The organism is Micromonospora sp. M42, assembly GCF_000568915.1.
GTDB lineage: Bacteria > Actinomycetota > Actinomycetes > Mycobacteriales > Micromonosporaceae > Micromonospora > Micromonospora chalcea.
Map to the genome: position 1 here is coordinate 1,958,527 of NZ_KK037233.1, position 13,878 is coordinate 1,972,404.

The window sequence follows — 13,878 nt, forward strand, 5'->3', positions numbered from 1 at the left end:
CCGACTGGCTCGGGCCGGAGCTGATCCGCGCCCGCCGCCGGGCCGACCTGAGCCGGGTGGACGTGGTGGCGGCGCTGCGCCGGCTGCTGGACTGGCGGCAGGCCGCCCGGCTGGACGAGCTGGCCCCGGAACGGCTCGCGGTGCCCAGCGGGTCGCGGGTACGTGTCGACTACGCCGATCCGGGCGCGCCGGTGCTGGCGGTGAAGCTCCAGGAGACGTTCGGCTGGCGGGACGTGCCGCGCATCGCCGACGGGCGGGTGCCGGTACTGCTGCACCTGCTCTCCCCCGCCGGGCGGCCGGTGGCGGTCACCGCCGACCTGGCGTCGTTCTGGCGCACCGGCTATCCGCAGGTGCGGGCGGAGCTGCGGGGCCGCTACCCGCGTCACCCGTGGCCGGAGGACCCGACCACCGCCGAGCCGACCCGCCGGGCCGCTCCGCGCCGCCGGTGAGGGCTACTCCTCGACGACGTCGGCGATCACGACTGTGATGTTGTCCGGGCCGCCGGCCCGCAGCGCCAGGTCGATCAGCCGGGCCGCGCAGGCGTCCCGCTCCATCTGCTCGTTGAGGACCTCGGTGAGCGTGTCCGCGCGGACGACGTTGGAGAGGCCGTCGCTGCACAGCAGCCAGCGGTCGCCCGCGCGGGGCACCATCGTCGCGTACGACGGGGAGACCTGGTCGCCCTGCAACGCCTGGGTGACCACGGCCCGCCGGGGGTGGCTGCTGGCCTGCTCGGCGGTGATCACGCCCTGGTCGACGAGCATCTGCACGAACGTGTCGTCGCGGGTGACCTGCTTGAGCACGCCCTCGCGGAACAGGTAGGCGCGGGAGTCGCCGACGTGCGCCAGCGCCAGGCAGCTGCCGGTGCGGGCGAACAGCAGCGCGGTGAGCGTGGTCCCCATGCCCTGACGTTCCGGGTCCTCCTCCACCGCCTGGCGGATCCGCGCGGTGGCCAGCTCGATCGCGCCCTGGAGCGCGGCGACGAGCGCGTCCTCCGGCGTCTCCACGTCCAGCGGGGCGATCGCGTCGATCGCGATACGGCTGGCCAGGTCGCCGGCCGCCATGCCGCCCATGCCGTCGGCCACCGCGACCAGCCAGGGGCCCGCGTGCTGGGCGTCCTGGTTGCCGCTGCGGATCAGCCCACGGTCGCTCGCTCCGACGGAACGAAGCTTCAGGGTCATGGGTCGCAGCCTGCCAGGTCGAGGGCTCGGTTGTCTGTAGGAGATCACCGACATCGTACGTGGCGCGCCGGACCCCTCCGCGAGCGGGCGCTCGGCCGAGCATCGGGCCGGATCGATTGACAGCGACGGAACGCGGTGGAAACATCGGCCTGATATTGGGAGCGCTCCCAGTTCCCGATCTCCCCCACCACCCCCGAGCACGGAAGGAACCTCCGTGACCCGATCCCGACGTCGGCTCGCCGCGCTCGCGGCCACCACGCTGGCGCTCACCGGCCTCACCGCCGGCCCGGCCCTTGCCGAGGTGCCGCCGGACGCCCCCGAACAACTCCGCAACGGCGACTTCAGCGCCGGTGTCTCCCCCTGGTTCTCCTACGGCACCGGCGACCTCGCTGTCGTCGACGGCCGGCTCTGCACCACCGTCGCGGCCGGCACCGCCAACCCGTGGGACGCCGGCATCGGCCAGGACGCGGTGCCGCTGATGCAGGGCGCCGAGTACGAGCTGTCCTTCGACGTCTCCGCCACCCCGGGCGCGGCCGTCAAGGCGGTGCTGCAGCTCGGCAGCGCCCCCTACACCACGTACGCGAGCGTCGACGCGACCGCCACCGGCACCTCGAAGCGCGTCACCACCACGTTCACCTCCCCGGCCGAGAACCCCACCGCCCAGCTGATCTTCCAGGTCGGCGGCAGCGCCGAGGCGCAGACGTTCTGCCTGGACAACGTGTCGCTGCGCGGCGGGGAGCCGGCGCCGCCGTACGAGCCGGACACCGGGCCCCGGGTCCGGGTCAACCAGGTCGGCTACCTGCCCGGCGGGCCGAAGCACGCCACTGTGGTCACCGAGGCCACCGACGCGCTGCCCTGGCAGCTGAAGTCGGGCAGCGGCGCGGTGGTCGCCAGCGGGCAGACCACGCCGCGCGGCACCGACGCCGCCTCCGCGCAGAACGTGCAGACCGTCGACTTCTCCGCGTACCGCAAGCCGGGCACCGGCTACACGCTGACCGTGGACGGCGAGACCAGCCACCCGTTCGACATCTCCGGCACGCTCTACGACCGGCTGCGCGCCGACTCGCTGCAGTTCTTCTACGCCCAGCGCAGCGGCATCGAGATCGACGGCGACCTGATCGGCGAGGAGTACGCCCGCCCGGCCGGTCACCTCGGCGTCGCGCCGAACCAGGGCGACACCGACGTGCCGTGCCAGGCCGGCGTCTGCGACTACTCGCTGGACGTGCGCGGCGGCTGGTACGACGCGGGCGACCACGGCAAGTACGTGGTCAACGGCGGCATCGCCACCTACCAGCTCCTGAGCACCTTCGAGCGGACCAAGACCGCCGAGACCGCCGACGGCGGCGCCGCCCTGGGCGACTCCACGCTGCGGCTGCCCGAGCGCGGCAACGACGTGCCGGACGTGCTCGACGAGGCCCGCTGGGAGCTGGAGTTCCTGCTGCGCATGCAGGTGCCGGCCGGCAAGCCGCTGGCCGGGATGGTCCACCACAAGATCCACGACCGGAACTGGACCGGCCTGCCGCTGCAGCCCCAGGACGACCCGGAGCCGCGTGAGCTGCACGCGCCGTCCACCGCCGCCACGCTGAACCTGGCCGCCGTCGCCGCGCAGTGCCAGCGGCTGTACGCCCCGTACGACGCCGCCTTCGCCGCGCGCTGCGGCACCGCCGCGAAGACCGCGTACGCCGCGGCCAAGGCGCACCCGGCGATCTACGCCTCGGCCAGCGACGGCACCGGCGGCGGCGCGTACGACGACTCCAACGTCAGCGACGAGTTCTACTGGGCCGCGGCCGAGCTGTGGCTGACCACCGGCGACAAGGCGTACCTGGCCGACGTCACCGGCTCGCCGCTGCACACCGCCGACGTGTTCGCCCCCAACGGCGCGTTCGGCTGGCAGAGCGTGGCCGCGCTGGGCCGCCTGGACCTGGCCACCGTGCCGAACACGCTGCCCGCCGCGGAGAAGACCCGGATCCGCGAGTCGATCACCGCCGCCGCCGACAGCTACCTGGCCACGATCGCCGGCCAGGCGTACGGGCTGCCGTTCCCGGGCAGCGCCGACGCGTACGTCTGGGGCAGCAACAGCAACCTGGTGAACAACGCGATCGTGCTGGCCACCGCGTTCGACCTGAGCCGGGACGCGAAGTACCGGGACGGCGCGGTGCAGGCCGCCGACTACCTGTTCGGCCGCAACGCGCTGAACATGTCGTACGTGACCGGGTGGGGCGAGCAGCACGCCCGCAACCAGCACAGCCGGATCTTCGGCCACCAGCTGAACCCGGACCTGCCGCGCCCGCCGGCCGGCTCGCTCGCCGGTGGCCCGAACGCCGCGCTGCAGGACCCGTTCGCGGCGAACCTGCTCGCCGGATGCGCGCCGATGTTCTGCTACGTCGACGACATCAACTCGTACGCGACGAACGAGGTGGCGATCAACTGGAACTCGGCGCTGGCGTGGCTCGCGTCGTTCCTGGCCGACCAGGGTGACGCCGGCGCGGTGCCGGCGCCGTCCTGCGCGGTCACCTACACCACGCACGGGAGCTGGCCGTCCGGCTTCACCACCCAGGTGACGGTGCGCAACACCGGCACGACGGCGGTGAACGGGTGGAGCCTGCGGTGGGCGTTCCTCGGCGACCAGAAGGTGGACCACGCCTGGTCGGCGCAGCTCGGCCAGAGCGGCGCCACGGTCACCGCGAAGAACCTGTCCTGGAACGCGAAGCTGGCGCCGGGCGCGTCCACCACGTTCGGCTTCAACGGCACCGCGTCCCGGTTCCCGAACCCGGATCCGGGGCTGGTCACCCTGAACGGGAAGGCCTGCACGGTCTCCTGACCGAGCTGACCGGACGCCATCGCAGGACCGGGTACGGTCCTGCGATGGCGTACCTCTTCCTGCTCGGCGCGATCACCGCCGAGGTGATCGGCACGAGCCTGCTCAAGGCCACAGACGGTTTCACCCGGCTCTGGCCCACACTGGGCCTGGCGGTGGCGTACCTGTCCGCGTTCGGGCTGCTCTCGCTTGCGGTGAAGGACATCCCGGTCGGCGTCGCGTACGCCGTCTGGTCCGGCCTCGGCACCGCCGCCATCATGGCGATCGGCGCGGCGTTCCTGGGCGAGCCGCTGAGCGTGGCGAAGGTGATCGGGGCGGGGCTGGTCATCGCCGGGGTGGTGGTGCTCAACCTCGGCGGCGCGCACTGAGCGCCACCCGGCTCAGGCCGCCGCGCGCAGCAGCCGGAGCTGCCCGATCTCGGCCACGTTCTTCATCAGCTCGGCGTTCACCCACGCGGCCAGGTGCGTCACGGTGAGACCGGCGTCGGCGGGCCAGGGGTACGCGGACGGCCGGTCCAGGTCGGCCTCGGCCAGCCCGTCCAGCGCTTCAGTCCACTCCGTCCGCAGCTCCCGCAGCCAGGCGACCGTCTCCGCGCCCGGCCCGGGCCAGCGGATATCGTCGCGTTCCCGCGCCGGGCGCTGCCGCACGTGGTCGGTCGCGACCGACCACCACCAGCCGATGTGCCAGGTCAGCCACCCGATCGTGGGCGCCGGGACCGGGTCCGGCTCGCTGTCGGCCCAGTCGGGACGCCACCCGCCGCCCGGGCCGGGGCGCATGGTCCAGCACAGCGCGGCCGGCTCCCAGAGGAAGTCCGCCGGCTCCAGCCGGTCGAGGTGGTACTCGGCGAGCGCCCAGGTCAGGTCGAACTGCCAGCGCAGCAGGCCGGTCACGGAGGCAGGCATCGCGCGATCGTGGCACGGCCCACGCCCGCGGTCGACCGGTTAACCGCTCCCGGCCCGCCTCGCGACGACGCCCCTCGCGACGTGGCGGCCCGGCGTGTCGTGGCGAGAACAAGGAACATCCAAAAAGCGATATGACTGTGAGGCATAAATATGCCTGAGAGTCATATCGCTCGAGGCGTCACCTTTCCGGAGGGCCACCGGCCGCCGTGACGCGCCCGGCCCGGGTCGAGGCCCAGCGCCGCCTCGCGGTGTGACGGGCGTCGCCCCTGGCGGGGCTCCGGGGGCGGGGGAACGGCCCTAGCGTCGATCACATGGCCCTCGCCGGACCCCGCTGATGGGGCGCGTCTCGCCGCTCCCGCCGCCCGGGCCGCTGCGCACCCTCGCGTACGCCACGCTGGTCAACACGGTCGGCGCGGGCCTGTGGCTGGCGGGCGGGGCGCTCTACCTGACCCGGGACGTGGGCCTCTCCGCCACCTCGGTGGGCGCCGGGCTCACCGTCGCCGGGCTGGTCGGGCTCAGCGCGAGCGTGCCGCTTGGCGCGCTGGCCGACAGGTCGGATCCGCGTACGCTCCGGGCCGTCCTCCAGGTGGGCCAGGCGGTCGCCGCGCTCGCGTACCTGCTGGTCGGCTCGTTCCCGGCGTTCCTGGCGGTGGCGGTGCCGGAGGCGCTGCTCGCGACCGGCAACCTGGCGGTACGGGCGGCGCTCGTGGCGGCGGTGGGCGGCCCGGACGGCCGGGTGCACGCCTTCGCCACGCTGCGCGCGGTGGCGAACCTGGGCATCACCGTCGGTACCGCGCTGGCCGGGATCGCGCTCGCGGTGGACACGCACCGGGCCTACCAGGTGCTCGTGGTCGGCAACGCGGCCACCTACCTGCTCTCGGCGGCACTGCTGCTGCGCCTGCCGCCGCAGCCGGCCGCCGACGCGCGCCGGGGCCACGGCGGCGAGACCGGCACCCGACGCGGAGACGACGCCCGGAGCGATGACGACCGGCGGTGGCACCCGACGCGGACCGGGCGCGCGGCGGCGCGGCGGACCGCTGCGGGACGGACGATTCCTCGCGGTCAGCGGCGCGTCGGCGGTGCTGAGCACGCACGTGACGGTGCTCGTGCTCGTCGTACCGCTGTGGACCGTGGACCGGGCCGGCGCGCCGCCACCCGTGGTGTCGGCGGTGCTGCTGGCAAACACGGTGCTCACCGTGCTGCTCGCGGTCCGGCTGAGCCGGGGCGCCGAGCGGGCCGCGCCGGCCGCGCGGAAGCTGCGCCGGGCCGGGCTCGTGCTCGCGGCGGCCACACCGCTGTACGCGGCGACAGCCGCCATGCCCGGTGCTCCCGGCGGTCGTGCTGCTGCTCGTCGCGACGGCGGTGTGGACGGTGGGCGACCTGTGGCACGGCGCGGCCGGCGCGGGCCTCGCCTAACGACCTGGCCCCACCCGACGCGATCGGCGCCTACCAGGGCGCGGACGGCCTGCTCGCCGGGCTGGCCCCAGGCGCTCGGCCGGGGCCTGCTCACGCTGCTGGTGCTCGGTGGCGGGCCGGTCGGCTGGCTGGTGCTCGGCGGGATCTTCGCAGCCGCCGGGCTGGCCGCCCCGGCGCTGACCCGCCGGGCGGTGGCGCACCGGCCGGCGCCACGGGCGCGACCCGTCGGCGTGCCCGGCTGAGCGCGGTGTAGCAGCATGGCGGGATGACCGACCAGTCCTCCCTCACCATCCGCCCCGGTGGACCCGGCGACGCGCCCACGCTGTTGCGGCTGCTCGACAGCGCCACCGCCTGGCTGACCGAACTCGGGCGTACCGACCAGTGGGGCGCCGAGCCGGCGTCGATCGACCCACGCAGAATCGCCCAGGCCGAGGAGTGGGCGGCCGGGGACGGCCTGTACCTGGCCGAGATCGACGCGACGGTCGCGGGCGCGCTGGTGGTGGGCGCGGCAACGAACTACGTGCCGCCGGCCACCGAACCCGAGCTGTACGTGAACCTGCTGGTCACCGACCGGGCGTACGCGGGGCGCGGGGTCGGTGCGGCGCTGCTGGCGTACGCGGCGGAGCTGGCCCGCGAAACGCGGCGTCGACCTGCTGCGGGTGGACTGCTTCCGCAGCCCCGAACCGAGCGCTCGTCCGGTTCTACGAGAGCTGCGGGTTCACCGCCACCGAGCCGTTCGTCGTGGAGCGGCCGGGCCGCCCGACGTGGACCGGGCAGGTGCTGGAGCGCCGGGTCGGCTGAGTCAGCCGATCTCCTCGTCCACGAAGCACCAGCGCCACGACTCCCCCGGCTGGACCGACCGCATCACCGGATGCCCGGCCGACTCGAAGTGCTTCGTGGCGTGCTGGTACGGCGACGAGTCGCAGCAGCCCACGTGCCCGCAGGTCAGGCAGGCGCGCAGGTGCACCCAGTCGGGGTTGCCGATCGCCACGCAGTCCGGGCACTCGGTGGTGGTGGCGGGCTCGGCCGTGCCCGCCTCGGCCAGGTGCCGGCAACTCATTCGACGACCTCCTGTCGCAGCAGTGACTCCTCCAGATCCAGGTCACGATAGGCGCGGGTGAGCACCTCCTCCGGGATCTGGCCGGAGTCGCGGGCGGCCCGGAACACCTCCCGCTCGGCGTCGATCATCTCCTGACGCAGGCGCGCGTACGCCTGGGAGGGGGTTTCCCGTTCGGTGCCGCCGAGCCGCTCCCAGGCCAGGTTGGCCCGGGTGGTGGTCAGCCCACGCAGGCGCTCCACCACCGCTTCCGGCGCGCCCCCGGCCAGTTCGTCGAGGCGTTCCCGGGCCGCCCGGCTCGCCCGCTGCTGCACCCCGGCGGCGGACAGCGCGTCCTGCACCGGGTCGTCCGGCGGCAGCCGCAGCCGCCGGGCCAGCCACGGCAGCGTCGCGCCCTGCCCGACCAGCGTCGCCACGATCACCGCGAACGCCAGCCAGATCAGCAGCGCGCGCGGGTACGGCGTGTCGCCGGCGAGGGTGAGCGGCAGACCCAGCGCGGCGGCCAGCGTCACCACGCCCCGCATGCCGGCCCAGCCGATGACGACCGGGTACTGCACCGGCGGCGCCGGGTCACGGTGACGGATCCGGGGCACGAGCCGGGCCAGGTAGGTGGCCGGGAAGACCCAGACGAACCGGGCCAGGAAGACGGCGGCCAGCACCGCGGCGGTGATCGCGACGATCGAGCCGAGCGGCTCCTCCAGGTCGCGTACCACCTCCGGCAGCTGCAGGCCCACCAGCAGGAACACCAGTCCTTCGAGGAGGAACCGGATCAGCCGCCAGAACGCCGTCACCTGCAGGCGGGAGGCGGCCGACATGAGCGTGGGCAGCTTGTGCCCGATGCCGAGGCCGGTCACCACCACCGCGACCACCCCGGAGGCGTGGATCTCCTCGGCGGCGAACACCACGGCGAACGGCACGATCAGCGACAGCGCGTTGTCCAGCACCGGGTCGGTGGCGCGTTTGTGCAGGAAGCCGAAGACCACCACGCCGAGCAGGCCGACCAGGACGCCGCCGCCGGCCGCGACCACCACCTCCCGGGCCACGTCGCCGAACCCGACGCCGCCGGTGGTGGCGGTCGCCGCGACGATCGCGACCCGCAGCAGCACCAGCGCGGTGGCGTCGTTGACCAGGCTCTCGCCCTCCAGGATGGTGACGATCCGCCGGGGCAGGCCGACCCGGCGGGCCACCGCGGTGGCGGCGACCGCGTCCGGCGGCGCCACCACCGCGCCCAGCGCCAGGCAGATCGCGTACGGCAGGTGGGGCAGGAACCAGTGCACGACGGTGCCCACCACGAACGCGGTGAAGATGACCAGCCCGACGGCGAGCAGCAGGATCGGCCGCAGGTTGAGCCGGAACGCCGGCACCGACGTCTCCACCGCCGCCACGTACAGCAGCGGCGGCAGGATGCCCACCAGCACCAGGTCCGGGTCCAGCCGCACGTGCGGGAAGAACGGCAGGAAGGACAGCGCGAGACCGAGCACCACGAGCAGGATCGGCGCGAGCAAGCCGAGCTTGCGGGCCAGCGCCGCGCCGAACGTGGCGATGGCCAGGAAGACCACTACCTCGAACAGAGCATCCACGAGCGTCGAGCCTATGCGCCGCGGCGTCGATGTGTGATCAGGCGGCGGAGCGCAGCTTCGGCAGCACCTCCGCGCCGAACGTGTCGATGAACGCGCGCTGCTCCTGCCCGACGTGGTGCAGCGCGATCTGGTCGAAGCCCAGCGCCACGTACTCCTCCAGCCAGCCGATGTGCCGGCCCAGGTCGGCGGAGACGTTCACGGTCTCGGCGACCGTCGACATCGGCACGTCGGCGCTCGCCACGTCGAAGTGTTCGGGGGTCTCCAGGTCCCAGCACACCGGCGGGGCGAACACGTTGCTGCGCCACTGGTCGTACGCGATCGCCTCGGCCTCGGCCTGCTCGGGCGCCCAGCTCACGTGCACCTGCAGGTGCAGCGGGCCGCGTCCGCCCGCGTCCCGGTAGGCGTCGATCATCCGGCGCAGGTGCTCGACCGGCGCGTTGACGGTGATCAGCCCGTCCGCCCACTCGGCGCACCAGCGTGCGGTGGCGACGCTGACCGCGGCGCCGACCAGCGCGGGCGGCTCCTCCGGCCGGGTCCACAGCTTCGCCCGGTCCACTGTGACGAGGCCGTCGTGGCTGACCTCCTCGCCGGCCAGCAGCGCGCGGATCACGTCGACGCACTCGCGCAGCCGCGCGGAGCGGACGTCCTTGCGCGGCCAGACCTCGCCGGTGATGTGCTCGTTCGCCGCCTCGCCGGTGCCCAGCGCGGCCCAGAACCGGCCCGGGTACATGGCGCCGAGCGTGCCGATGGCCTGCGCGATGATCGCCGGGTGGTAGCGCTGGCCGGGCGCGTTCACCACGCCGAAGGACAGGTTCGTGGCCTGGAGCGCGGACCCGAGCCAGGACCAGGCGAACCCGGACTGGCCCTGCCGCTCGCTCCACGGCGAGAAGTGGTCGGAGCACATGGCCGCGTCGAAGCCGGCGCGCTCGGCGTGGATCACCGCCTCCAGCAGCCGGGCCGGGTGGATCTGCTCGTGGGATGCGTGGAAGCCGAACGCCGTCATGGTGGGCACTCCTACCCGTAACGGCGTCCGGCCAATCGCGTCTACTCGGAGTGCGCGCCGGCACCCGCGCCCGCCTGGCCCTCGCCGATCCACACGGTCTTGGTGTTGCAGAACTCGCGCATCCCGGCGGCGGACAGCTCGCGGCCGTACCCGGAGTTCTTCACGCCGCCGAACGGCAGCTCCGGATAGGACGTGGTCATCCCGTTGATGAACACGTTGCCGGCGTCCAGGTCGACGGCGAAGCGCTCCTGCTCGGCCGGGTCGTTGGTCCAGGCGTTGGAGCCGAGGCCGAAGCTGGTGCCGTTGGCCACTTCGATCGCCTCGTCGTACGAGCCGACCCGGTAGAGCCCGGCGACCGGCCCGAACACCTCCTCGGACCACATCCGCATCTCCGGGCGCAGGTCGGTGACCACGGTCGGCGGGTAGTACCAGCCGTCCCCGGCCGGCTTCTCACCGCCGCAGAGCACCGTCGCGCCCTGGTCCACCGCGTCGGTGACCTGGGCGTGCACCTCGTCGCGGCCACGCTCGCTGGCCAGCGGGCCGACGTCGGTGCCGTCGTCCATCGGGTCGCCGACGCGCAGCGCCGCCATCCGGGCGGCGAACTTCTCGGCGAACGCGTCGAACACGTCGGTGTGCACGATGAACCGCTTCGCGGCGATGCAGGACTGACCGTTGTTCTGGCAGCGGGCGGTGGTGGCCACCTCGGCGGCGGTGTCCAGGTCGGCCGAGGGCATCACCACGAACGGGTCGCTGCCGCCCAGCTCCAGCACCGTCTTCTTGATCTCCCGGCCGGCGATCTGGGCGATGGACCGGCCGGCCGGCTCGCTGCCGGTGAGCGTGGCGGCGCGGACGCGGGGGTCGCTGAGGATCCGGTCGACCGCGTCGGAGCCGACCAGCAGCGTGGTGAACGCGCCCTCGGGGAACCCGGCCCGCCGGAACAGGTCCTCCAGGTAGAGCGCGGTCTGCGGCACGTTCGAGGCGTGCTTGAGCAGGCCGGTGTTGCCCGCCATCAGGGCCGGGGCGGCGAAGCGCATGACCTGCCACAGCGGGAAGTTCCACGGCATCACCGCGAGCACCGGGCCGATCGGCTGGTAGCGCACGTACGCCCGCTTCGCCTTGACCGCGGCGGCGTCGGCCGGCTCGTCGGCGAGCATCCGGGGCGCGTTGTCGGCGTAGAAGCGGCACGCGGTGGCGCACTTGGTGACCTCCGCCTTCGCGGCGGCGTACGTCTTGCCCATCTCGGTGGTCATCAGCCGGGCCGTCTCGTCGCGCTCGGCGTCGAGCCGGTCGGCGGCGGTGGTGAGCCACCGGGCCCGCTGCGCGATGGTGGTCTCACGCAACTGCCGGAAGGCCAGGTCGGCCCGCTCGATCGCGGCGTCGATCTGCTCGTCCGACATCGCGTCGTACGTCTTGAGCACCTGTCCGGTGGCGGGATTGGTGGTGGCGATGGGCATGTCGTCCTCCTGTCACTCGAACAGCGAGTGCCGCACGCCCGGCTCCTCCCGGCGGCGCGCGGCGCGGCGGCGCTGGATCACGACCAGGTCGACCACCGCCACCACGGCGAGCAGCGCGCAGACCACGCCCAGCCAGGCGATGCCGGCGGCGAACGCGAGCACCGCGAAGACGGTCATCACGACCAGACCGAACGTCGCCAGCACGAGCCGCAGGTTCAGGGCGCTGTTCGCGTGGCCGACCGTGCCGCGGGCGCGCCGGGGTTGTGATCGGGTCATTCCTGGGGCCTACCCCGGCACGGGCGGGGATAACCGGCCGGGGCGGGAACGCCGGTGATCCGGGACACCCGGCGGGCGGTCGCCGGATGCGCGCTGCGGGCGAGTGCGTTACTTCGGGGTGCCGGTTTCCGGCGGAGATCCCGCGGGCCGGTGGAGAGGATGGCATGACCACGACGCAGGCCGTACCCGTGACCGTCGCCGTGTCCCGGCGCGCCGACCCCGCGCGTACCGACGAGGTGGTGGCGTGGATGCGGGCCGGTACGGCGCTCGCGGAGAGCTTCCCGGGCTTCCTCGGCGCCGGTTTCGTCCGCAGCGCCCCCGGTTCCGGCGAGTGGCACGTGATGTACCGCTTCGCCGACGCGGACACGCTGCGCGGCTGGGAGGACTCGCCGCAGCGGCGCTGGTGGCTCAGCTCGGCGCAGGGCATCGTCGAGCACACCCGGGTCGAGCGGCGCACCGGCATCGAGGGCTGGTTCGACCCGCCGGTGGACCACGTGGTCGAGACGTTCGGCGAGCCGGAGCCGGCCGCGCCGCCGCGCTGGAAGCAGGCGGTCACGATCTGGCTGGCGTTCTTCCCGCTGAGCCTGGCCGCCACGCTGCTGACCGCCCGGTTCCTCGCCGACGTGCCGCTGGCCGGGCGGACGCTGCTGATGACGCTCGTGCTCACCCCGCTGATGACCTACCTGGTGCTGCCCCGGATCACCCGCCTGCTGCACCGGTGGCTGCACGGCCGGCCGGCGCCGACACGACAGATGTGAACGACAGTGGTCTATGCCTGATAGCCGACAGAACCGCTTCCGGGACCCCGCCGGGGCATAGGGTCGACGCGCCCGTTGCCGCCGCCCGACGGGGGAACCCATGCCTCGACGCTGGATCGCCGCCCTGGCCTGCCTGGCGGCGCTCGTCGCGCTCGCCTGTGACGGCTCCGGCGAGGCGTCGCCCCGGCCCTCCGGCACACCCCGCCCCGGCGAGCCCCGGGTCCTCACGGCGCTCGGGGACTCGGTCAGCACCGGCTACGGCTCCTGCCTGGTGCTGGTGAGCTGCGAACGCAACTCCTGGTCGACGGGGGACGGCCTGCGGGTGGAGAGCATCTACCGGCGGCTGCGCGCCGACGCGCCGGGCCTGCGGGCGTACAACCGGGCCGCGCCCGGGGCCCGCGCGTCCGCGCTGACCGGCCAGGCCCGGTCGGCGGTACGCGACAAGGCCGACCTGGTCACCGTGCTGATCGGCGCGAACGACGCCTGCCGGGGCGACGTCGACGACATGACGCCCGTCGCCACGTTCCGCGATCAGGTCGACGCGGCGCTCGGCGTGTTGCGCGAGGGCCGGCCGAAGGCCCGGGTGCTGATGGTCAGCATCCCGGACCTGCACCGGCTCTGGCAGATCGGGCACACCGAGCCCCGCGCCGTGCGGGCCTGGTCGCGTGGCGTCTGCCCGGCGCTGCTCGCAGACGCCACGTCGACCGCGCCCGCCGCGGTGGCCCGCCGGGCCCGCGTCCGGGACCGGATCGAGGCGTACGACGGTCAGCTTCGTGCCGCCTGCCGGGCGTACGGGTCACGCTGCCGCTGGGACGGCGGCGCGGTGCACCGTCACCGCTTCACGCTGGACCAGGTGAACGCGCTGGACTGGTTCCACCCGAACGCAGCCGGGCAGGGCCGGCTGGCCGAGGTGGCCTGGAACGCGTCCGGCTGGGCGAGCTGACCGGCGCGGGCCGCCCGGACGGGCCCGGGGCCGAGGAGGGTCAGGGCTGACGCGGGCCGGGAAGCGGCCGGGGACCACCGGCCCGGTAGAGGGCGCGCGTACGGTCGGCCAGTTCCTTCGTGGCCGACGAGTTGGCCCAGGTGCCGAGCACGATCGCGGCGCCCGGCACGACCTTGGCGAACATCCGCTTGGCGGCGCGTACCCCGGCCATCCGGGCCAGCCGGACACCGAGCTGGAGCATCACCCGGCCCAGCGCCCGATCGGCGGCGGAGCCGAACAACGCGCCGGCCCGCTCCCGGCCGGCGGCCACCCCGAGCGCCAGGCGGGCGGTCTGGGCGGCCTTGTGCACCCGCTGGAGCACCAGCAGATCGGTGGCCCGGTCGACGTGCGTCGGGTCGGCGCCGTACGCGGCGGCCACGTGCAGCACCAGCCGGGCCTGGGTCCAGGCCAGCACGCCCACGTCGATCACCGCGCCGGGCAGCCCGGCGGCGCC

Annotated in this window: 13 protein-coding genes and 2 pseudogenes; 7 read left to right on the plus strand and 8 right to left on the minus strand. The window is 74.2% G+C overall.

What is annotated here, in order from left to right; genetic code table 11:
- Positions 1 to 449, plus strand: a pseudogene (locus MCBG_RS08845) (ATP-dependent helicase C-terminal domain-containing protein); the annotation flags it as partial.
- Between the two features lie 3 nt (positions 450 to 452).
- On the opposite strand, the gene MCBG_RS08850 reads toward MCBG_RS08845, so the two are convergent.
- Complete coding sequence (locus MCBG_RS08850) at positions 453 to 1,178, minus strand: PP2C family protein-serine/threonine phosphatase (RefSeq protein WP_043325052.1); 726 nt, start codon at positions 1,176 to 1,178, stop codon at positions 453 to 455.
- 214 nt (positions 1,179 to 1,392) lie between these two features.
- On the opposite strand from MCBG_RS08850, the gene MCBG_RS08855 reads away from it, so the two are divergent.
- Positions 1,393 to 3,999 carry a glycoside hydrolase family 9 protein gene (locus MCBG_RS08855; RefSeq protein WP_043325053.1) on the plus strand — a complete coding sequence of 869 codons (2,607 nt, stop codon included), beginning with the start codon at positions 1,393 to 1,395 and terminating at the stop codon, positions 3,997 to 3,999.
- Positions 4,000 to 4,043: 44 nt separating this feature from the next.
- Positions 4,044 to 4,364 carry a DMT family transporter gene (locus MCBG_RS08860; protein ID WP_043325054.1) on the plus strand — a complete coding sequence of 107 codons (321 nt, stop codon included), beginning with the start codon at positions 4,044 to 4,046 and terminating at the stop codon, positions 4,362 to 4,364.
- Positions 4,365 to 4,376: 12 nt separating this feature from the next.
- On the opposite strand, the gene MCBG_RS08865 is transcribed toward MCBG_RS08860, so the two are convergent.
- Positions 4,377 to 4,898 (minus strand): DinB family protein, encoded by a 522-nt coding sequence (locus MCBG_RS08865; protein ID WP_043325055.1) that lies wholly within the window; start codon positions 4,896 to 4,898, stop codon positions 4,377 to 4,379.
- A gap of 334 nt (positions 4,899 to 5,232) precedes the next feature.
- On the opposite strand from MCBG_RS08865, the gene MCBG_RS08870 reads away from it, so the two are divergent.
- Together MCBG_RS08870 and MCBG_RS31600 are read left to right on the plus strand one after the other, a co-directional pair.
- Positions 5,233 to 6,567 (plus strand): MFS transporter, encoded by a 1,335-nt coding sequence (locus tag MCBG_RS08870; protein ID WP_304413301.1) that lies wholly within the window; start codon positions 5,233 to 5,235, stop codon positions 6,565 to 6,567.
- Between the two features lie 12 nt (positions 6,568 to 6,579).
- Positions 6,580 to 6,894 (plus strand): annotated as a pseudogene (locus MCBG_RS31600) (GNAT family N-acetyltransferase); the annotation flags it as partial.
- Between the two features lie 222 nt (positions 6,895 to 7,116).
- On the opposite strand, the gene MCBG_RS08875 reads toward MCBG_RS31600, so the two are convergent.
- The 5 genes from MCBG_RS08875 to MCBG_RS08895 are packed head-to-tail and all read right to left on the minus strand — an operon-like array spanning position 7,117 to position 11,684.
- Positions 7,117 to 7,374, minus strand: coding sequence for a UBP-type zinc finger domain-containing protein (locus tag MCBG_RS08875; protein WP_043325056.1), 258 nt, complete (start codon positions 7,372 to 7,374; stop codon positions 7,117 to 7,119).
- A complete protein-coding gene (locus tag MCBG_RS08880; RefSeq protein ID WP_043325057.1) occupies positions 7,371 to 8,951 on the minus strand; it encodes a Na+/H+ antiporter in 1,581 nt (526 codons plus the stop codon). The genes MCBG_RS08875 and MCBG_RS08880 overlap by 4 nt, the downstream gene beginning before the upstream one ends.
- 37 nt (positions 8,952 to 8,988) lie before the next feature.
- Complete coding sequence (locus MCBG_RS08885) at positions 8,989 to 9,963, minus strand: TIGR03885 family FMN-dependent LLM class oxidoreductase (RefSeq protein WP_084789465.1); 975 nt, start codon at positions 9,961 to 9,963, stop codon at positions 8,989 to 8,991.
- A 32-nt stretch (positions 9,964 to 9,995) separates the two neighbouring features.
- Positions 9,996 to 11,408 carry an NADP-dependent succinic semialdehyde dehydrogenase gene (locus tag MCBG_RS08890; protein WP_043325059.1) on the minus strand — a complete coding sequence of 471 codons (1,413 nt, stop codon included), beginning with the start codon at positions 11,406 to 11,408 and terminating at the stop codon, positions 9,996 to 9,998.
- 12 nt (positions 11,409 to 11,420) lie between these two features.
- Positions 11,421 to 11,684 carry a DUF6343 family protein gene (locus MCBG_RS08895; RefSeq protein ID WP_043325060.1) on the minus strand — a complete coding sequence of 88 codons (264 nt, stop codon included), beginning with the start codon at positions 11,682 to 11,684 and terminating at the stop codon, positions 11,421 to 11,423.
- A 164-nt stretch (positions 11,685 to 11,848) separates the two neighbouring features.
- Between MCBG_RS08895 and MCBG_RS08900 the strand changes: the two genes are divergently transcribed.
- Both MCBG_RS08900 and MCBG_RS08905 read left to right on the plus strand, forming a co-directional pair.
- On the plus strand, positions 11,849 to 12,442 hold the full coding sequence (locus MCBG_RS08900; protein WP_043325061.1) for an antibiotic biosynthesis monooxygenase: 594 nt from the start codon (positions 11,849 to 11,851) through the stop codon (positions 12,440 to 12,442).
- A 100-nt stretch (positions 12,443 to 12,542) separates the two neighbouring features.
- Positions 12,543 to 13,385: a GDSL-type esterase/lipase family protein gene (locus MCBG_RS08905; protein WP_043325062.1), complete on the plus strand. Its 843-nt coding sequence runs from the start codon at positions 12,543 to 12,545 to the stop codon at positions 13,383 to 13,385.
- A gap of 40 nt (positions 13,386 to 13,425) precedes the next feature.
- On the opposite strand, the gene MCBG_RS08910 is transcribed toward MCBG_RS08905, so the two are convergent.
- Positions 13,426 to 13,878: EcsC family protein (locus tag MCBG_RS08910; protein ID WP_043325063.1), on the minus strand; the 453-nt coding region annotated here is incomplete at its 5' end.